This window comes from Piscinibacter sp. PDB1-1 (genome assembly GCF_056675995.1).
This window is the reverse complement of sequence record NZ_JBWVZJ010000001.1, coordinates 395,091-412,640: the sequence shown is the minus strand read 5'-3', so window position 1 is coordinate 412,640 and position 17,550 is coordinate 395,091. Positions and strand designations below refer to the sequence as shown.

Below are 17,550 nucleotides of genomic sequence, written 5' to 3'. Positions count from 1 at the left end.
AATGAATGTGCCGACCCCTTTCAAGCAGAGCATGCAGGAGCGCATCGCTGAGTTGCTTGAGACTCTTCAGCACTGGCCATGGCGCGACACCCTGCGCACGCTTCGCCAGCGCTTCCGCGAAGATCGCCTGGGCCTCACGGCCGGCAGCCTCACCTTCACCACGCTGATCTCGCTGGTGCCGCTCGTCACGGTCATGCTGGCCTTGTTCACCGCGTTCCCGATGTTCGCCAAGTTCCAGGACTCGCTGAACAAGTACTTCCTGCAAGCCTTGGTGCCCGACAGCATCGCCAAGCCGGTGCTGGGCGCGCTGACGCAGTTCGCCACCAAGGCAAACCGCCTGGGCACGTTCGGTCTCGTGCTGCTGCTTTTCACGGCGCTCGCGTTGATGCTCACCATCGACCGCACGCTCAACAACATCTGGCGCGTGCGCACGCCGCGGCCGATCGCTCAGCGCGTGCTGGTCTACTGGGCGGCCATGACGCTCGGCCCCTTGCTGCTGGGCGTGAGCCTCACGATGACCTCATACGCGATCTCTGCGGGCAAGGGCTTCGTGGGTACGATGCCAGGGGGTGTGTCGTTTCTGCTGAACACGATCGAATTCGTGATGCTCTCGGGCGCCATGGCCAGCCTCTTCCACTATGTGCCCAATACGGTGGTCGAGTGGCGGCACGCCTGGGCGGGCGGGATTTTTGTGGCGGTGGGCATCGAACTCGCCAAACGTGGCCTGGGCCTGTATCTCGGCAGCGTGCCCACGTACAGCACGGTCTACGGGGCTTTTGCCACGGCGCCCATCTTGTTGATCTGGGTCTACCTGAGCTGGGTCGTGGTTTTGCTCGGGGCGGTGATCGCGGCCTACGCACCGAGTTTGCAGATGAGGGTGGTGCGGCGGCCCGCAGTGCCGGGTTATCGGTTCCAACTCGTGGTGGGCATGTTGCGCGAGTTGTGGCAGGCCCGTTCGGCCGACGACCACGGCCTCAGCGCCGCGCGTTTGTCACGCCGCCTTCGCACCGACCCGCTGCAGATAGAACCCTTGCTCGATGCTCTGGTCGAGATCGACTGGGCGGGCCGGCTCGACGAAGACGGCAGCGCGCGTTATGTGCTGCTGTGCGACCCGGCCACGACGAAGGCGAACAAGCTGCTGGCCAAGGTGCTGGTGGAGCCCTCGGTCGAACTGCAGGGTTTCTGGCGCCACGCGGGCTTCGACGAGATGACGCTGCAAGACCTGCTCAAGCCTGCGCCTGTTGCGCCTGCGGAGCTGCCCGCCCGCGCATGACGCGGTCCTTGCCCTGGCGCTTGGCTTCGTACATGGCCTCGTCGGCGAGCTGCAGCAGCTTGAGGGGCTGCTGCGCATCGAAGGGTGCAAGCGCGTAGCCAATGCTCGCGCTCACCGATTCGGTCGTGACGCTGTGCACGGCGGCCAGCATGTGCATCGCCAGCGTGTCGGCACCAGCCGGGTCGCGTAGCGCGGCCAGAACCAGGAACTCATCACCGCCGAATCGGCCGACGGAATCCTCGGCGCGCACTGCACTTTGCAGCGCCTGCGCCACCGCCACGAGCAGGGCGTCGCCGGCTCGGTGCCCGAGCCTGTCGTTCACGGCCTTGAAGCCATCGAGATCGACGAAGAACAGCGCCACCGGAGTCTCTGGGGCGGTGGCCATGGCGGATTCGAGGCGATCCATCATCGTGCGGCGGCTCAGCACGTCGGTGAGCGGGTCGCGCTCGACGCTGCGCTTGAGGTTCTCCTGGCTGAGCGTCAGTTCATGCACGTCGACCGTCACCGTGTACAGGCCGGCAATGTCGCCGGTGCTGTCGAAGTCCGGTACGTAGCTGGTCCGCACCCAGCGCGGGCCCTGCTCCGGCAGGTCGACCAGGCGGGTGTACTGCACCGTCTTGCCTTCGAGGGCGCGTTCGAAGTAGGCCTTGTGCTCGGCCCAGCGCTGCGCGCCACGCACGTCGCCGATCGTGCGGCCGAGCATGTCCGCGGGGGATTGGCCGGTTGCGTCGATATAGGCCTTGTTGACGAAGCGCAGGACGAACTCGCGATCGACGTATGTGAGCGGGTAGGGGATGTTCTCGGTGAAGTGAGCGAGGCGCTGGCGCGCCGCCGAGAGTGCTTCGCGTTCGAGCACGTCCTGGTGGATATCGACGGCAATCGTGAAGACGCTTTCGACCTCGCCGTTCGAATCGGCGTCAGGGAACACCTGGATCCGTGCCCAGCGCACCGCCTCGCGGTGGGTCAGCCTGCGCTCGTAGTGCACCGTCTGCCCGGCGAACGCCTGCCCGAAGGCGGCGTGCGCGCTGGCCCATGCGTCGTCACCGAACAACTCTTGCAGGGTGCGGCCGATCAGCTCATCGCGGCCCCGGCCGGCCCATTGGAGATAGGGCGTATTGCAGAAGACCAGGCGGTTGTTGCGATCCCAGCGCCCGATGGGCAGATCGATGGCGTCGACCAGGCGCTCGATGTGCGCGAGGCGGTCGGTTGTCGGCAGGAGATGGGCTGACATCGCGAGCGAACTGGCAAGCGGGGTACCGCGGGGCTGACGGGCGGGTATGGGGGCGATCAGGGAAAGTGGGTCAGAGCGATCTGATCACAGCCGGATCTTGCCAGTCCAGATGTCCTTGTACATGGCCCAGTCGCCCATGAAGCTGAACAACGGGCGCTTGAAGGACGCAGGCTTGTTCTTCTCGAATCCGAAGTGCCCCAGCCAGGCAAAGCCGTAGCCGCACAGCAGGCCATAGAGGAGGTAGATCGGTTCACCCCGAACGATTGCTGTCGCGAAGCAGATCAGTGCGAGGGTCGAGCCGATGAAATGCAGCCGGCGGCAGGTGCGGTTGCTGTGCTCGCTCAGGTAGAAAGGGTAGAACTCATTGAACGTCTTGATCGTCTTGGGATCGACGGGTGCGGAGGTACTGCTCATGATCGGCTCGCACAAAGAAAGGATTGGATGCCATTCAACACCGCATCGGGCATCTCCCCCATCAGGGAATGCCCCGCGGGGAGCGTGACGCATTCCGCGCCGAGGGCGGCGGCCAGCGCCGAGGCGGCCTTGGGGGGCGTCATCTGGTCGTACTCGCCGAGGATCAGGCGCGTGGGGCAGCGTACGTTGGATGCTGCTTCCAGGCCGCCTGCATAGGCATCGCAGACGAGGAAATCCTGATGAAACAGGTTGCCGTGGCCCGCTGCTGCGTAGCCGGCCTGCATGCGGCGCATCAGCGCGCGGTTGCCGCCTTGCAGCCAGAAGCCCGGCGCGGGCGCAGAGGGCGTGGCACCCAGGGTGGAGTGCGAGAAGGCGTTGACCATGTCGATGGCCTTCAGCGGGGCATCGAGCGAGGTGCTGAGCAGCGCGGGTGTCACCTTCATCGGAAAGGCCGCTCCGACCATGACCAGGCGGCTCGCGCGCTCGCCCAGGCGGGCCGCGGCATCCAGCGCGATCAGCGAGCCCAGGCTGTGGCCGACCAGCGCGGTGCGCTGCACGCCGGCTGCGGCCAACAGATCGACCAGCCACCGGGCCGCGTCTTCCACGCTCACCAGCGCGGGCCCCGGGCTGCGCCCGTGCCCGGGCAGATCGACCGCGAGTACGGCATGGCCATGGTGGGCGAGGGCGCGCGTCTGCAGCCCCCAGACGCTGTGGTCGTTGAGCGCGCCGTGGATGAAGGTGACGACCGGCAAGCCGGCGTCGAAGGGCTTGCCACCCGTATACGCAAACGCCTCGCGGCCCTGGACGTTGAGCTTCATGCGCCTGCCTTCTGCGCGGCCTTCAGTGCGCGGGAGAGGTCGTCGATCAGGTCGTCGGCATCTTCGAGCCCGATCGACAGGCGGATCGTGCCCTGAGTGATGCCCGCCTGCGCGAGCGCCGAGTCGTCCATACGAAAGTGAGTGGTCGACGCCGGGTGGATGACGAGAGAGCGGCAGTCGCCCACATTGGCAAGGTGCGAGAACACCTTCAATGCTTCGATGAACGCCTTGCCTTGGGCGCGATTGCCCTTGAGGTTGAAGCTGAAGACCGAACCACAGCCGCGCGGTAGCAGCCTAGCGGCGAGCGCGTGGCTGGCGTGGCCCGGCAGTTCGGGGTACCCCACGCTCTCGACCATCGCATGCGAGGCGAGGTGTTCGACCACCTTGCGTGTGTTGCCCACGTGGCGCTCCATGCGCAGCGACAAGGTCTCGATGCCTTGCAGGATCAGCCAGGCGGTGTGCGGGCTCATGCAGGCACCGAAGTCGCGCAGCCCTTCGCGGCGCGCGCGCAGCAGAAAGCCACCCACCGTGCTCTCTTCGGCGAACACCATGTTGTGGAACCCCGCGTAGGGCTCGCTCAACTCAGGGAAGCGCCCGCTTGCAGCCCAGTCGAACTGACCGCTGTCCACCAGCACGCCGCCCACGACGGTGCCATGGCCGCTCAGGAACTTGGTGGCCGAGTGGTAAAGCAGGTCGGCGCCATGGTCGAAGGGTTTGATGAGGTAGGGCGATGTGAGGGTCGAGTCGACCAGGAGGGGCAACCCACGCTCGTGGGCGATGGCACTCACGGCGGGGATGTCGAGCACGTCGAGCCCCGGGTTGCCGAGCGTCTCGCCGAACAGCAGCCGCGTGTTGGGGCGAATTGCATTGCGCCAGCCGTCGATGTCGCCCGGCTTGACGAACGTGGTCTCGATCCCGAAGCGCGCGAGCGTGTAGTGCAGCAGGTTGTGCGAGCCCCCGTAGAGAGCGCTGCTCGACACGATGTGCGATCCCGCCCCCGCCAGGGTGGCGATGGCGAGGTGCAGCGCGGCCTGGCCGCTTGCGGTAGCGATCGCACCCACGCCGCCTTCGAGCGCCGCGACACGCTCTTCGAGCACCGCAGTCGTCGGATTGGAGATGCGGCTGTACACATGCCCTGAGCGCTCCATGTTAAACAGCGCGGCCGCATGGTCGCTGCTCTCGAAGACGAAGCTGGTGCTCAGGTAGATGGGTACGGCCCGCGCACCCGTGCTGGGGTCGGGTGTCGCGCCGGCATGCAGCGACAGCGTGTCGAAACCGGGGTCGGAATGGCCGGGCATGGCAGTTCTCCGTGCGGAGTTACGTCTTTTGCTGCAAACCATTGTGGGCTAATATGAACCGTCACCTGCCCGGGGAGATCACCATGAAAGTCGCAGACATCCTGCGTGTCAAAGGCGGCACGTTGTTCACCACCACGCCCGAGAACGCACTCGGCGAAGCGGTCCAGATCATGTCGGAGCGCGACATCGGCTCGCTCGTGGTGATGGATCACGGTGACCTCGTGGGCATGCTCACGTTTCGCGAGGTGATCCAGGCCGTCGTGAAGAACGGCGGCACGGTGGGCAACACACGTGTGCGCAGCGTGATGGACGACCACCCGCTCACCTGCACACCTGAGACCGAGATCGACGAAGTGCGCCGCATGATGCTCGAGCGCCACGCTCGCTACATGCCGGTGATGACCCAGCGCACCCTCATGGGCGTGATCTCGTTCTACGACGTGGCCAAGGCCGTGGTCGAAAGCCAGGACTTCGAGAACCGCATGCTCAAGGCGTACATCCGCGACTGGCCGGTCGAGGATGACAGCCCCCCAGTCGCTGTCGCTCCTGCCCCCGAGGGGCGCCAAGCTGACGTCCGGGCAACCCGTACGTAGCTTGTGGCTTGAGGGGCGCTTCGCTGCGCTCGCGCGGAAGGCATGTGTGCTGCTCGTAAAATTGCCGGTTCTTGCGCGCACCCTCCAAGGTTTCCATGTCCGGCAGCACCCTCGGCACCCTGTTCTGTGTCACCAACTTCGGTGAATCCCACGGCCCGGCCATCGGCTGCGTGATCGATGGGTGCCCCCCGGGCATGGCCTTGTCCGAGGCAGACATCCAGCCTGAACTCGATCGCCGGCGCCCGGGCACGTCGCGCCACGTCACGCAGCGCAACGAGGCCGATGCGGTTGAAATTCTCTCGGGCGTGTACGAGGGCAAGACCACCGGCACGCCGATCTGCCTGCTGATCCGCAACACCGATCAGCGCAGCAAGGACTACGGCAACATCCTGCAGACATTTCGACCGGGGCACGCCGACTACACCTACTGGCACAAGTTCGGCATCCGCGATCCGCGTGGGGGCGGCCGCTCGTCGGCTCGCCTGACTGCGCCCACCGTGGCGGCGGGCGCGGTCGCGCGCAAGTGGCTGCAGCAGCAGTACGGCACCACCTTCTCCGGCCACATGACGCAGATCGGCGAGATCGAGATCCCGTTCGAGTCGATGGCGCATGTGCCGAACAACCCCTTCTTCGCGGCCAACGTCAGCGACATCGCGCGTCTCGAAACCTACATGGATGAACTGCGCAAAGCCGGCGACAGCTGCGGCGCGCGGCTGTCGGTGCGCGCGCACGGCGTGCCGGTGGGCTGGGGCGAGCCTCTGTATGACCGGCTCGACGCCGACATCGCCAAGGCGATGATGGGCATCAATGCGGTCAAGGGCGTCGAGATCGGTGCAGGGTTCGCCAGCGTGGCGCAGCGCGGCACGACGCATGGCGACGAGCTCTCGCCCGAGGGCTTTCGCAGCAACAACGCGGGCGGCATCCTGGGCGGCATATCGAGCGGCCAGGACATCACCGTGTCCATTGCGATCAAGCCCACCAGCTCGATCCGCAGCCCCCGCCAGTCGGTCGACTTGCAGGGCCAGCCGGCGACGGTCGAGACATTCGGGCGCCACGACCCCTGCGTGGGCATCCGTGCCACGCCGATCGCCGAGGCGCTGCTCGCGCTCGTCCTGATGGATCACGCATTGCGTCACCGCGCGCAATGCGCCGACGTGAGCGTGCCAGGCGCGCCGATCCCCGGCCAGGCCGGCTGAGGCGATCGAAGTCGCGCCGCACCGCCCTGTCCTAGGGGGATTTGCCGGGGCAGCTGGCCACTAAACTGCGCATTCCTTTGGCCCCGCCTGTCGCACGCCGGCACGGTTCGGGCCGCTCAAACTGCAGTTTGTCGCAGCGTGGCTGGCGCCAGGTAACCCCGCGCCTAGACTGCCGGCCGTGACCAGATCAGACAAACAACCGGCGCGGCCTCACAAGGGCCCGCGCCCACAGGAGTGAACGGGATGGGAATGAACAAGCGCCGCCTCTGGATCGGCAGCGGCATTGCGGCATGCGTGCTCGCCGGCATCGCCCTGGCGGTCGTATCGAGCAGGGGGGATGGAGCGAAGCGCCCGCCCTCCGGCGACAGCAAGAAGCCCGAGGTCCCGTTGGAGTTCGCCGCCGGCGAGGTGGTGCGGCCCGTTCTCACCAGCATGCCGCTGGTGATCGAGTTCTCGGGTCCGTTGGTGGCTCCCCGCACGGCGATCGTGCGTGCCAAGGCGCCCGGAACCCTCCTGAGCCTGGCGGTTTCCGAAGGCAATCGGGTGAAGGCGGGGCACATGCTTGGCCAGATCGACCTGGCTGACCTGCACAGCCGCGTGACCGAGCGTAGCGCGAGCGTTGACGCCGCGCACGCCGCCCTCGTCGAGGCCGAGCGCCAGCACGCTGCCAACGAGGGCCTGGCGAGCCAGAGCTTCATCTCATCGACCGGCCTGGAGTCATCGAGAGCGCGGCTCGAATCCGCCCGCGCGCAGTACAAGGCGGCTCAGGCGCAACTCGCCACCGTGAGGCTGGGCGTGAAAGAGGCTGCCTTGATTGCACCTATCACCGGCATCGTCGGGAAGCGATATGCCGTGCCGGGAGAAAAGGTCAGCGCCGAGCAGCAACTGCTGTCCGTCGTCGATCTCTCATCACTCGAACTGGCGGGTTCGGTCGGCACCTACGCGGTGGCCCAGCTCAAGCCCGGGCAGGAGGTCGATGTGCAGATCGAGGGAGCCGCGCAACCGGTGAAAGGACGCATCGACCGAATCGCTCCCGCGGCCGAGGCGGGAAGCCGCTCGATCGGCGTCGTGGTGGCGCTGGACAACAAGACTGAGCAGTTTCGCGCCGGGCTGTATGCCATGGCGCGCGTCGTGCTCGCAGACGACACGCAGCGCCTGACGCTGCCGGTGGCTGCGATCGGCACCACGTCCGGTCAGGAACAGGTCTGGGTGATCGAAGACGGCGCCTTGCTGAGGCGATCCATCACCACCGGCCGGCGCGATGACGCGACGGCCCGGGTCGAGGTGCTGAAAGGTCTCAAGCCCGGTGCGACAGTGCTTGCCGCTCGTTTCGACAATCTGCGCGACGGCGCCAAGGCGTCGGTGGCAGCGCCCAAGGCGGCTTCGGCGGCGTCTGTGTCGATGGCGGCGGCCTCGAGCCCTGCGCTGAAATAAGGGGCCGCGACATGTGGATGACCCGTGTGGCGATCAACAACCCGGTCTTCGCCACCATGGTGATGGTCGCGCTGTGCGTGCTCGGCCTGTTTTCGTACAGCAAACTGGGGCTGGAGCAAACGCCCGACGTGACCGTGCCGGTGGCATTTGTCGACGTGGCCTACCCGGGCGCCTCGCCCGAGGCGGTCGAGCGCGAGATCACCAAGCTGATCGAGGAGTCGCTCAACAGCATTGCGGGTGTCAAGCGGATCACCTCGCGCAGTTTCGAGGGCCGCAGCCAGACGAGCGTGGAGTTCACGCTCAACGCCGACATGGCGCGAGCCATGCAGGACGTGCGCGACCGCCTGGGCATGGTGCAGGCCGCGTTCCCGAGAGACGCGAAGATGCCCACCGTCTCGCGCTTCGACAGCGAGAACGACCAACCGGTGGTCGTGATGGCGCTGATCTCCAAGACTCGCAGCCCGCGTGAGCTGTCTCTGGTGGCCGACCAGATCGTGAGCAAGCGGTTCCAGCGGGTCGAAGGCGTTGCCATGGTCAACATTTCAGGCCTGACCAAGCGCGAGGTTCGCATCAATCTAGATGCTGCGCGCCTTCGCGCCTATGCCATCACACCAGCCGACGTAAGCGCGGCGCTGGCCGCCGCCAACTCTGACCAGCCCGTGGGCTTGCTCACCAACTCGACGCAGGACGCCATCCTTCGCGTCGAGGGCCGCGTGCGTGACCCCAAGCAGTTCACCGAGGTGGTTGTCGCGCATCGCGGCGGGTCGCCTGTGCTGTTGGGTGACCTGGGCGAATTGATCGAGCGCGAGCAGGAGCCGGAGTCGATCTCGCGCATCAACGGCCAGCCGGCCGTGACGTTCAATATCTTCAAGCAGCAAGACGCCAACATCGTGACGACGGGCGAGGCGGTGAAGGAGGCGAGGGCGGAGCTGGAGAAGTCGCTGCCGAGCGGCATGGAGCTCAAGCTCATCTACGCCAACAGCGACTTCGTCAAGAACTCGCTCACCGGCCTGCAGCACACGCTGATCGAGGGCGCGCTGCTGACGGTGGCGATCGTGTTCCTGTTCCTGCACTCCTGGCGCAGCACCATCATCACCGGGCTCACGCTGCCCATTGCGGTGATCTCCAGCTTCATCGCGGTGTACGCGTTCGGCTTCACGCTGAACTTCATGACCATGATGGCGCTCAGCCTATGCATCGGGCTGTTGATCGACGATGCCATCGTGGTGCGCGAGAACATCGTGCGCCACGTTCACATGGGCAAGGACCACCACACCGCTGCGCGAGACGGCACCGACGAGATCGGCCTGGCCGTGATGGCGACCACATTCGCCATCTGCGCGGTGTTCGTGCCGGTCGCGTTCATGGGCGGCATTGTCGGCAAGTTCTTCTACCCCTTCGGCGTGACGGTGGCGGTGGCAGTTCTGATCTCGCTCTTCGTGAGCTTCACGCTCGACCCGATGCTGTCGGCCGTGTGGCACGACCCACCGAGCAAGCGCCTGCGCAACATGCCTGTGATCAAGCAGTTGATCTCGGGCACCGACCGCGGCCTCGACCTGATGCACTCGGCCTACGAGAAGCTGATCCACTGGGCCTTCTCCAAGCGGCGCTATCGGCTGTTCGTGCCGCCCATCGCGGCCTACGCGCGGCCGGTGGTCGATGGCAAGCGCGACCGTACGCAGCCGCGCCGCTGGCGGTGGCTCACCGTGTCGCCGCGCGGGCTCATCCTCATGGCGGGCGGCCTGAGCTTCGTCGTGGCCTTGATGCTCGCGCCGCTGGTGGGAACGGAGTTCATGCCGCAGACCGACCAGGGGTTCACCCAGCTCTCGTTGCGCATGCCGATCGGCTCAAGCCTTGTGCGCAGCGACGACAAGGTGCGGCAGGTCGAGGAGATCGTCTCCACCTTCCCCGAGGTGGCGAGCGTCTCCACCAACGTGGGCGGGCAGGGCAACGGCTTCTCGGTCGGCCGCGGCCAGGCCACGCTGAACATCGGCCTCGTGCCGCGCGCGCAGCGCAAGCGCACCCAGAAGCAGGTGGAAGACGCGATCCGCGAGAGCATCGCCAAGATCCCCGGCGTGGAGGTCTCGGTGGGCTTCAACCGGCCGATCTACGTGGCGATCCTGGGCAGCGACCCGGAGGGCCTGACCCGTGTGGCGCAGGAGTTCGCCGACAAGGTCAAGAAGATCCCTGGCATCGTCGACGTCGACCTCTCGGCCAAACCCGGCCTGCCGGCCTATGCCGTGCGGCTGCGCCCGAGCGCTGTTCGCGAGCTGGGCTTGACGGCCCCGCAACTGGCTTCGTCCTTGCGAGCCTACGTGAATGGCGACATCTCCACCTACTGGACCACGCCCGACGGCGAGCAGGTGCAGGTGCTGTTGCGGCTACCCGAAGCCCAGCGTGAACGGGTGGCGCAGATGCGTCAGCTGCCGGTTGCCTTCACCAAGGATGGCACCCCCATCACGCTCGAGAGCGTGGCCACCATCGACCCGGTCTCGAACCCCGATGTGATCCGGCGCCAGAACCTGCAGCGCCGCGAGGCGATCTTTGCCGGGGTGCAGGGCAGGCCATCGGGCGATGTGGGCAACGAGGTGCAAAAGCTCGTGGCGCAGACGAACCTGCCGCCGGGGTTCAGCTTCGACGTGGGTGGCGACACCAAGGAGCAGGCGGACGCCACAACGGCCATGCTCGGCGCCATGCTGCTGGCGGTGGTGTTCATCTACATCGTGCTGGCCAGCCAGTTCGGCAGCTTCCTGCAGCCCATCGCGATCATGGCCTCCCTGCCACTCTCGCTGATCGGCGTGATGCTCGCCCTGCTGTTCTGGCGCTCCACCTTGAACATCTTCTCGATGATCGGCCTGGTGATGCTGATGGGTCTGGTGACCAAGAACGCGATCCTGCTGGTGGACTTTGCCAACCACGCTCGCAAGGCGGGCGCGAGCATGGAAGAGGCGGTGATGCAGGCGGGCCTCACCCGCATGCGGCCGATCCTCATGACGACGGCGGCCATGGTGTTCGGCATGCTGCCCCTGGCGCTGGCGTTCAACGATGGCGGCGAGATTCAGGCGCCGATGGGGCGAGCCATCATCGGCGGGGTGATCACGTCGACCTTGCTCACGCTCGTCGTGGTGCCGGTTCTGTATTCGTACCTGGCGAGAGACCGGAAGGCGAAGGCGCAGGTCGTGAAATCGGCGGTGCTGCCGGGTGACCTGATCGCGAAGTAGAACCCGCCGGCTCAGCTGCTACCGCGCACGACGAGCCGGTAGCCCACATCGACGTGCGTGCGTTGCAGCGGCTCGCGTCGCATCAGCTGCAGGAGCATCTGCGCCGCCTGTTCACCGATCTCGGTGCGCGGTGTGTGCACCGTCGTGAGAGGCGGCAGCATCTGGTCGCTGCCGTTCAAGTCGTTGAAGCCCGCCACCGCGACGCGCTGGGGCACGGGGACGCCCAGGCGCAGCGCTGCCAGCAGGCCACCCTGGGCCAGGTCGTCGTTGCAGAAGAAGATCGCGTCCACCTCGGGGTTGTTCTTGAGCGTGTGCTCGAACAATTGGCCACCGAGCGCGAGCGATGAGCGCTCGGGGTTGAGCAGTTCGAGCTTCGGGTCGTAGATCCCGGCGTCGCGCAGGCAGCGGCGGTAGCCCTCGGCGCGCTGCATCACACGTGGGTCGAGTTGGGCCGCCACAAAGGCGATGCGCCTTCGGCCGCGCGCCATCAGGTGTGCAGTGATGGCATGCCCCGCCTCCGCTTGCGAAAAGCCCACGCTGTGAACGCCTTCAGCCGTGGTGGTCTCCATCACGTGCACGCACGGAACGCCGCTCGCGGCAATGAGGCGGCGGCTCGCCTCGGTCCGGTCGAAGCCGGTGACGAGCAAGCCGGCGGGCCGATGAGCCATGTAGCTGTGGAGCAGCTGTTCTTCTTCGGCTGGGTCGTAGTGGGTCACGCCGATCAGCGTCTGGAAGCCCGCCGGCAGCAGGGTGCGATGCACGGCTTCGAGCAGGTCGACAAAGAGCGTGTTGGTCAGCAGCGGGATCAGCACCGCCACGTGCGAGCTGCGGCTGGACGCCAGCGCCCGGGCGGCAGGGTCGGGCACGTAGCCGAGCTGCTGGGCAGCGGCCCGCACGCGTTCCACCAGCTCGGTGGCGACGCTGCGTTCGCCGCGCAGGGCACGCGAGACCGTGATCGGGCTCACGCCGGCGGCCTTGGCGACGTCGCCGAGCGTGACGCGCCCAGTGGCACGAGGGCGTCGGTGAGATGTCATGGGCAAGAAGATTGCGGGTTATCCCGCATGGGTAGGAGATGAATCGGCGCCTAGGATAGCGCTATCCGATGGTGCGCGACAAGTCGTGCAAGAGGGCGATGCACCAGCAAGGATGAAATTACGTCATCGGCCCAAGAGCAGCGTTTGGGCTGATTATTTCGAATCCACGAGATAGCGCTATCCAAAACCCGGACTCCTCAGCATGTTCACATCCGCTGTCTTCATGGGTGTCGCCGGTTGCGGCAAGTCGAGCGCCGCGGGGGCGGTCGCGGCCAGGCTGGGCTGGCGGCTTGTCGAAGGCGACGATTTCCACTCCGCTGCCAGCAAGGACAAGATGCGCGAGGGCATCGCGCTCGACGACGCCGACCGCGCCGCGTGGTTGGCCCAACTCGGCAGCCTGCTCGCCCAGGCGCAACAGCGTGGGGCACCGATGGCGCTGGCCTGCTCGGCCCTCAAGCGCAGCTACCGCGATCTGCTGCGCAGCCGCTGCGTCGGGTTGCGCTTCGTGTTTCTGGAGATCGACAAGCCGCACGCGCTCGAACGCGTGGCTGCGCGTGCTGCCGAGCATCTCTTTCCGCCAAGCCTGGTCGACAGCCAGTTCGCCACGCTGGAGCCACCGCACGGCGAGCCGGGTGTGCTGTGCGTCGACGCACTGCGCGATCGTGAGGACCTGGCCCGCGAGATTGCCGAGTGGCTCGTTCCTGGGAGACCCGCATGAACAACCCTGCCCCGAGAGATCGCATGCAGCGACTCGCCGAAACGGCCATGGCCATCACCCTGGGTGTGATGGCTTGTGCCGTGTTCATCAACGTGGTGCTGCGCTACGGATTTGGCAGCGGCATCGCGGCGAGTGAAGAGCTCTCGCGCCTGCTGTTCGTCTGGATGGTGTTCCTCGGCGCCACGGCCGCGTATCCACTCGGCGAGCACATGGCGTTCACCAGCCTGTTGCGCCCCTTGCAATCCAGGCCGGCCGTGTTGAAGGCGATGACGAGCGTGATCCATGCGCTGGTGGTGCTGAGCTGCGCGCTGGTGGGGTGGGGCGCTTGGCAGCAGGTGGTGGTGGGGCTGGACAGCCAGAGCGTGGTGATGGGTTACCCCATGGCGCTGTTGCCCTTGCCTGCCTTGCTGGCGTCGGCGGCCATCGGCGTGATGGCCTTGGTCAATCTGCTTCGCGGCAAGGGCATCGACTTCGGTCACGAGGCGGAGGTTGAATGAACGAAGCACTCGTCGCTGCCATCTTCATCGTGGCCATGCTGGTGTTCATGGGCATCGGCGTGCCCATGGCGTTCGCGCTCGTGCTCACCGGTGCGTCGATGGCCTGGGCGCTGGGGTTCTTCGACACCCAGCTCTTTGCGCAGAACCTCGTGGCGGGTGTCGACAGCTTTCCGCTGCTGGCGGTGCCGTTCTTCATCCTCGCGGGTGAGCTGATGAATGCCGGCGGCATCAGCCGCCGCATCATCGAGATGGCGCAGGCCTGGGTGGGCCACATCAAGGGCGGGCTCGGGTTCGTGACCATCGGCGCGGCCATCCTGATGGCCAGCATGAGCGGCTCGGCGCTGGCCGACACCGCGGCGCTTGCCACCATCCTGCTGCCGATGATGCGAGCGCATGGCTACCCGATGGCCACCTCGGCCGGGCTGATGGCCTCGGGCGGGATCATCGCGCCGATCATCCCGCCATCGATGCCGTTCGTGATCTATGGCGTCACGACCAACACCTCGATCTCGCAGCTCTTTCTCTCGGGCATCGTGCCGGGGCTGTTCATGGGGGCCGGGCTCGTGGTTGCATGGAAGCTGCAGCTTCGCAAGCTCGACCTGCCGGGCGCGCAGCCAGTGCCGATGGCACAGCGCCTGCGTGCGACGGCCAAGGCGTTCTGGGCACTGCTGATGCCGCTGATCATCATCGGCGGCATGAAGAGCGGCTTGTTCACCCCGACCGAGGCGGCGGTCGTGGCCGCGTTCTACGCGCTCGTGATCGCCTTCTTCGTGCACCGCGAGATGACGCTCGGCCAACTGCACGGCGTGCTGGTGCGTGCGGCCAAGACCACCGCCATCGTCATGTTCCTGTGCGCCGGCGCGCAGGTGGCGAGCTACATGGTCACCCTGGCCGACCTGCCGGCCACGCTCACCGGCTGGCTGGGCCCGCTGGTCGATCACCCCAAGGTGTTGATGGCCGTGATGATGCTGGTGCTGGTGGCGATCGGCACGGCGCTCGACCTCACGCCCACCATCCTGATCTTCGCGCCGGTGATGCTGCCCATCGCCGTCAAGGCCGGCATCGACCCGGTGTATTTCGGTCTGATGTTCGTGCTCAACGGCGCCATTGGCCTGATCACGCCGCCGGTGGGCACGGTGCTCAACGTCGTGGCCGGCGTGGGCCGCATGCGGCTCGACGAGGTGATCCGCGGCGTGAACCCGTTTCTCATCACCTACGTCGCAATCCTCGCGCTGTTCGTTGTGTTCCCGCAGATCGTGATCGCGCCGCTCGCGTGGCTGCGCTGACTTGTTGATCCCCACCAGAAGGAGACATCCATGAAGACCCTGATCCGCCGCTCTTTGCTCGCCATCGCCGTGCTGCTGGCCACCGCGTCCATCGCGCCCGCCTTCGCGCAGGACATCAAGCCGCGCCTCATCCGCTTCGGCTACGGCCTCAACGAGCAGTCGAACCAGGGCCGCGCCACCAAGGTCTTCGTCGACGAGGTCGAAAAGCTCTCGGGCGGCAAGATGAAGGTGCGCGCCTTCGGTGCGGCCAGCCTGGGCACCGACGTGCAGATGCAGCAGGCGCTGATCGGCGGCGCGCAGGAGATGATGGTTGGCTCCACCGCCACGCTGGTCGGCATCACCAAGGAGATGGCGCTTTGGGACACGCCCTTCCTCGTCAACAACGCGCAAGAGGCCGATGCGCTGCTCGACGGCCCGGTGGGCACCAAGGTGAAGGCCAAGCTCGAAGAGAAGGGCCTGGTCGGGCTCGTCTACTGGGAGAACGGCTTTCGCAACCTCACCAACAACAAGCGCGCGGTGACCAAGCTTGAAGACCTCGACGGCATCAAGCTGCGCGTGATGCAGAACGCGGTCTTCCTCGACAGCTTCAAGACGCTCGGCGCCAACGCCGTGCCGCTGCCGTTCAGCGAGCTCTTCACGGCGCTCGAGACGAAGGCGGTCGACGGTCAGGAGAACCCGTTCAACACCATCCTCTCGAGCAAGTTCTACGAGGTCCAGAAGTACCTCACCGTCACCAACCACGTCTACAGCCCGTGGATCGTGACCGTGAGCAAGAAGTTCTGGGATCAGCTCTCGCCGGCCGAGAAGAAGGTGCTGACCGATGCTGCCGTGAAGAGCCGAGATTACGAGCGCAAGGACACGCGCGACGAGGCCGCCAAGGCGCTGGCCGACCTCAAGGCCAAGGGCATGCAGATCAACGAACTCTCACCGGCCGAGGCAGGCCGCATGCGCGACAAGCTGGGTGCGATCAACAAGTCGGTGGCCGACAACGTGGGCCACGACCTGTGGAACGAGACGCAGGCGGAGCTCGCCAAGATCCGCAAGAAGTGAGGGGCTTGCGGGCTGGGGTGCGAGGCTTCGATACCTCAGCCTGAGCGGGCGGTGGCATGCGGCGGGCTAGAAACACTCTCAGTCCGCTCAGGCTGAGGTATCGAAGCCCTACTCAGCCCGTCGCACACCAACTACTGCGACACGTGGATCACATCCCGCACCACCGGGTAGATCTGGCTCTTCCACCGCCGCCCGCTGAACACACCGTAGTGCCCCACGCCGGCCTGCACGTAGTGCGTGCGCATGTAGGGCCGCAGGCTTGAACACAGGTCTTGCGCGGCCAGCGTCTGGCCGGTTGAGCAGATGTCGTCGCGCTCACCTTCCACCGTGAGCAGTGCCGTGCGACGGATCGCCGCCGGGTTGATGGTGCGGCCTCGGAACTTGAGTTCACCCAGCGGCAGCGCGTACTCCTGGAACACCAGGCTCACGGTCTCCAGATAGAACTCGGCCGGCAGGTCGGCCACCGCGAAGTACTCCTCGTAGAAGCGGCGGGTGTGCTCCGCCTTTTGCACCGTCTCTTCGTCTGGCTCGGGTTGCGCGAGGTTCTCGTAGTACTCCTTGAAGGCGTTCACGTGCCGCTCCTTGTTCATCGACATGAACGCCGTGAGCTGCATGAAGCCGGGGTAGACGCGCCGGCCGCCGCCTGCGAAGCGCCAGGGCACCTGGCTCACCAGGTTGTTCTCGAACCAGTCGATGCCGCGCGTCATGGCGAGTTTGTTGACCTCGGTCGGGCTGATTCGGCAGTCGATCGGGCCGGCCATCAGCGTGAGACTGAGCGGGGTGGCGATGTGGTTGTCCTCAGACATCAGCGCCACTGCGCTCAGTGCCGACACGCAGGGCTGGCAGATCGCCATCAGGTGAGCGCCCGGGCCGATCACGCCGAGGAACTCGATCAGGTGCTCGGTGTATTCGTCGAGGCCGAAGCGGCCCGCCGCGAGAGGCACATCGCGTGCGTTGTGCCAGTCGGTGATGTAGACGTCGTGGTCGGGCAGCACCGTCTCGACCGTGTCGCGCAAGAGCGTGGCGAAATGGCCCGACATGGGCGCCACGATCAAGACGCGGGGCTGCGGCGTGGCGAAGGTTTTCTCTTTCTTGAAGTGGAGCAGGGTGCCGAACGGGGTGACGTGGCTGGCTTCTTCGGTCACGGCGACGGGCTCGCCTTCGCAGACGACGCTGCTGATGCCGAAGGGCGGGCGCTTGTGGGTGATCTCGCCGAGCTTGATGACGGCGCACGCAGCGGCCACCTTTCGGTTGGCGTCCAGGCCGGCCCAGCCGTAGGTCTGGTCCTGCAACATCGGCAGGGCGTTCTTGGCCCAGGTGCGCAACGGCCACATCAGATCAGCGTGAGCTTGATAGGCCTGGTACATGAGGTCTCCTGCATTTGTAGATGCCCGTTCATCTGCAACTTGCGCGCCAGCATCTGCCCCGTTGCCATGCACAGAGATGGCACACGCCTTGCAGGTTGTACGTATCCACATCAACACCTC

Annotated in this window: 15 protein-coding genes; 9 read left to right on the top strand and 6 right to left on the bottom strand. The window is 66.1% G+C overall.

Translation table 11 applies throughout. The features are described 5' to 3' along the window. Position 1: 1 nt before the first annotated feature. Complete coding sequence (locus AC1KAR_RS01850) at positions 2-1,273, top strand: YihY family inner membrane protein (protein ID WP_480314135.1); 1,272 nt, start codon at positions 2-4, stop codon at positions 1,271-1,273. On the opposite strand, the gene AC1KAR_RS01845 is transcribed toward AC1KAR_RS01850, so the two are convergent. From AC1KAR_RS01845 to AC1KAR_RS01830, 4 genes are all read right to left on the bottom strand, one after another. After that, a complete protein-coding gene (locus tag AC1KAR_RS01845; RefSeq protein ID WP_480314133.1) occupies positions 1,227-2,504 on the bottom strand; it encodes a diguanylate cyclase domain-containing protein in 1,278 nt (425 codons plus the stop codon). The genes AC1KAR_RS01850 and AC1KAR_RS01845 overlap by 47 nt on opposite strands. A gap of 84 nt (positions 2,505-2,588) precedes the next feature. Beyond that, the gene (locus tag AC1KAR_RS01840) at positions 2,589-2,918 is read right to left on the bottom strand and encodes an Mpo1-like protein (protein WP_480314131.1); all 330 of its coding nucleotides are present in this window, start codon (positions 2,916-2,918) and stop codon (positions 2,589-2,591) included. Continuing rightward, positions 2,915-3,736 carry an alpha/beta fold hydrolase gene (locus AC1KAR_RS01835; protein WP_480314129.1) on the bottom strand — a complete coding sequence of 274 codons (822 nt, stop codon included), beginning with the start codon at positions 3,734-3,736 and terminating at the stop codon, positions 2,915-2,917. The genes AC1KAR_RS01840 and AC1KAR_RS01835 overlap by 4 nt, the downstream gene beginning before the upstream one ends. Beyond that, a complete protein-coding gene (locus tag AC1KAR_RS01830; RefSeq protein ID WP_480314127.1) occupies positions 3,733-5,034 on the bottom strand; it encodes an O-acetylhomoserine aminocarboxypropyltransferase in 1,302 nt (433 codons plus the stop codon). The genes AC1KAR_RS01835 and AC1KAR_RS01830 overlap by 4 nt, the downstream gene beginning before the upstream one ends. 83 nt (positions 5,035-5,117) lie before the next feature. Here AC1KAR_RS01830 and AC1KAR_RS01825 point away from each other — a divergent pair, with 83 nt between their 5' ends. The 4 genes from AC1KAR_RS01825 (at position 5,118) to AC1KAR_RS01810 (ending at position 11,478) form a co-directional block, all read left to right on the top strand. Next, the gene (locus AC1KAR_RS01825; RefSeq protein ID WP_480314125.1) at positions 5,118-5,627 is read left to right on the top strand and encodes a CBS domain-containing protein; all 510 of its coding nucleotides are present in this window, start codon (positions 5,118-5,120) and stop codon (positions 5,625-5,627) included. A 95-nt stretch (positions 5,628-5,722) separates the two neighbouring features. Then, complete coding sequence (aroC, locus tag AC1KAR_RS01820; RefSeq protein ID WP_480314123.1) at positions 5,723-6,823, top strand: chorismate synthase; 1,101 nt, start codon at positions 5,723-5,725, stop codon at positions 6,821-6,823. Between the two features lie 243 nt (positions 6,824-7,066). After that, positions 7,067-8,257: an efflux RND transporter periplasmic adaptor subunit gene (locus AC1KAR_RS01815; protein ID WP_480314121.1), complete on the top strand. Its 1,191-nt coding sequence runs from the start codon at positions 7,067-7,069 to the stop codon at positions 8,255-8,257. Between the two features lie 11 nt (positions 8,258-8,268). Beyond that, positions 8,269-11,478 carry an efflux RND transporter permease subunit gene (locus AC1KAR_RS01810; RefSeq protein WP_480314119.1) on the top strand — a complete coding sequence of 1,070 codons (3,210 nt, stop codon included), beginning with the start codon at positions 8,269-8,271 and terminating at the stop codon, positions 11,476-11,478. A gap of 11 nt (positions 11,479-11,489) precedes the next feature. On the opposite strand, the gene gntR is transcribed toward AC1KAR_RS01810, so the two are convergent. Beyond that, entirely contained in the window at positions 11,490-12,512 is a 1,023-nt protein-coding gene (gntR, locus tag AC1KAR_RS01805; RefSeq protein ID WP_480314117.1) for an HTH-type transcriptional regulator GntR, read from the bottom strand. Positions 12,513-12,714: 202 nt separating this feature from the next. Here gntR and AC1KAR_RS01800 point away from each other — a divergent pair, with 202 nt between their 5' ends. The 4 genes from AC1KAR_RS01800 to AC1KAR_RS01785 are packed head-to-tail and all read left to right on the top strand — an operon-like array spanning position 12,715 to position 16,063. Beyond that, positions 12,715-13,230 (top strand): gluconokinase, encoded by a 516-nt coding sequence (locus AC1KAR_RS01800; protein ID WP_480314115.1) that lies wholly within the window; start codon positions 12,715-12,717, stop codon positions 13,228-13,230. Continuing rightward, complete coding sequence (locus AC1KAR_RS01795; protein WP_480314114.1) at positions 13,227-13,727, top strand: TRAP transporter small permease subunit; 501 nt, start codon at positions 13,227-13,229, stop codon at positions 13,725-13,727. Before AC1KAR_RS01800 ends, AC1KAR_RS01795 begins: the two co-directional genes overlap by 4 nt. Next, positions 13,724-15,013, top strand: a complete 1,290-nt coding sequence (locus AC1KAR_RS01790) for a TRAP transporter large permease (RefSeq protein ID WP_480314112.1) — start codon at positions 13,724-13,726, stop codon at positions 15,011-15,013. Before AC1KAR_RS01795 ends, AC1KAR_RS01790 begins: the two co-directional genes overlap by 4 nt. A 30-nt stretch (positions 15,014-15,043) precedes the next feature. Beyond that, positions 15,044-16,063: a TRAP transporter substrate-binding protein gene (locus AC1KAR_RS01785; RefSeq protein ID WP_480314110.1), complete on the top strand. Its 1,020-nt coding sequence runs from the start codon at positions 15,044-15,046 to the stop codon at positions 16,061-16,063. 131 nt (positions 16,064-16,194) lie between these two features. Here the strand turns inward: AC1KAR_RS01785 and AC1KAR_RS01780 are convergent, their stop codons facing one another. Continuing rightward, positions 16,195-17,430, bottom strand: a complete 1,236-nt coding sequence (locus tag AC1KAR_RS01780) for a polyhydroxyalkanoate depolymerase (RefSeq protein ID WP_480314108.1) — start codon at positions 17,428-17,430, stop codon at positions 16,195-16,197. Positions 17,431-17,550: the final 120 nt, after the last annotated feature.

Excerpts from the sequence above, each read along its gene's own strand:
- AC1KAR_RS01850 (WP_480314135.1), top strand. The coding sequence starts at position 2 with ATGAATGTGCCGACCCCTTTCAAGCAGAGCATGCAGGAGCGCATCGCT.
- AC1KAR_RS01845 (WP_480314133.1), bottom strand. The coding sequence starts at position 2,504 with ATGTCAGCCCATCTCCTGCCGACAACCGACCGCCTCGCGCACATCGAG.
- AC1KAR_RS01840 (WP_480314131.1), bottom strand. The coding sequence starts at position 2,918 with ATGAGCAGTACCTCCGCACCCGTCGATCCCAAGACGATCAAGACGTTC.
- AC1KAR_RS01835 (WP_480314129.1), bottom strand. The coding sequence starts at position 3,736 with ATGAAGCTCAACGTCCAGGGCCGCGAGGCGTTTGCGTATACGGGTGGC.
- AC1KAR_RS01830 (WP_480314127.1), bottom strand. The coding sequence starts at position 5,034 with ATGCCCGGCCATTCCGACCCCGGTTTCGACACGCTGTCGCTGCATGCC.
- AC1KAR_RS01825 (WP_480314125.1), top strand. The coding sequence starts at position 5,118 with ATGAAAGTCGCAGACATCCTGCGTGTCAAAGGCGGCACGTTGTTCACC.
- aroC (WP_480314123.1), top strand. The coding sequence starts at position 5,723 with ATGTCCGGCAGCACCCTCGGCACCCTGTTCTGTGTCACCAACTTCGGT.
- AC1KAR_RS01815 (WP_480314121.1), top strand. The coding sequence starts at position 7,067 with ATGGGAATGAACAAGCGCCGCCTCTGGATCGGCAGCGGCATTGCGGCA.
- AC1KAR_RS01810 (WP_480314119.1), top strand. The coding sequence starts at position 8,269 with ATGTGGATGACCCGTGTGGCGATCAACAACCCGGTCTTCGCCACCATG.
- gntR (WP_480314117.1), bottom strand. The coding sequence starts at position 12,512 with ATGACATCTCACCGACGCCCTCGTGCCACTGGGCGCGTCACGCTCGGC.
- AC1KAR_RS01800 (WP_480314115.1), top strand. The coding sequence starts at position 12,715 with ATGTTCACATCCGCTGTCTTCATGGGTGTCGCCGGTTGCGGCAAGTCG.
- AC1KAR_RS01795 (WP_480314114.1), top strand. The coding sequence starts at position 13,227 with ATGAACAACCCTGCCCCGAGAGATCGCATGCAGCGACTCGCCGAAACG.
- AC1KAR_RS01790 (WP_480314112.1), top strand. The coding sequence starts at position 13,724 with ATGAACGAAGCACTCGTCGCTGCCATCTTCATCGTGGCCATGCTGGTG.
- AC1KAR_RS01785 (WP_480314110.1), top strand. The coding sequence starts at position 15,044 with ATGAAGACCCTGATCCGCCGCTCTTTGCTCGCCATCGCCGTGCTGCTG.
- AC1KAR_RS01780 (WP_480314108.1), bottom strand. The coding sequence starts at position 17,430 with ATGTACCAGGCCTATCAAGCTCACGCTGATCTGATGTGGCCGTTGCGC.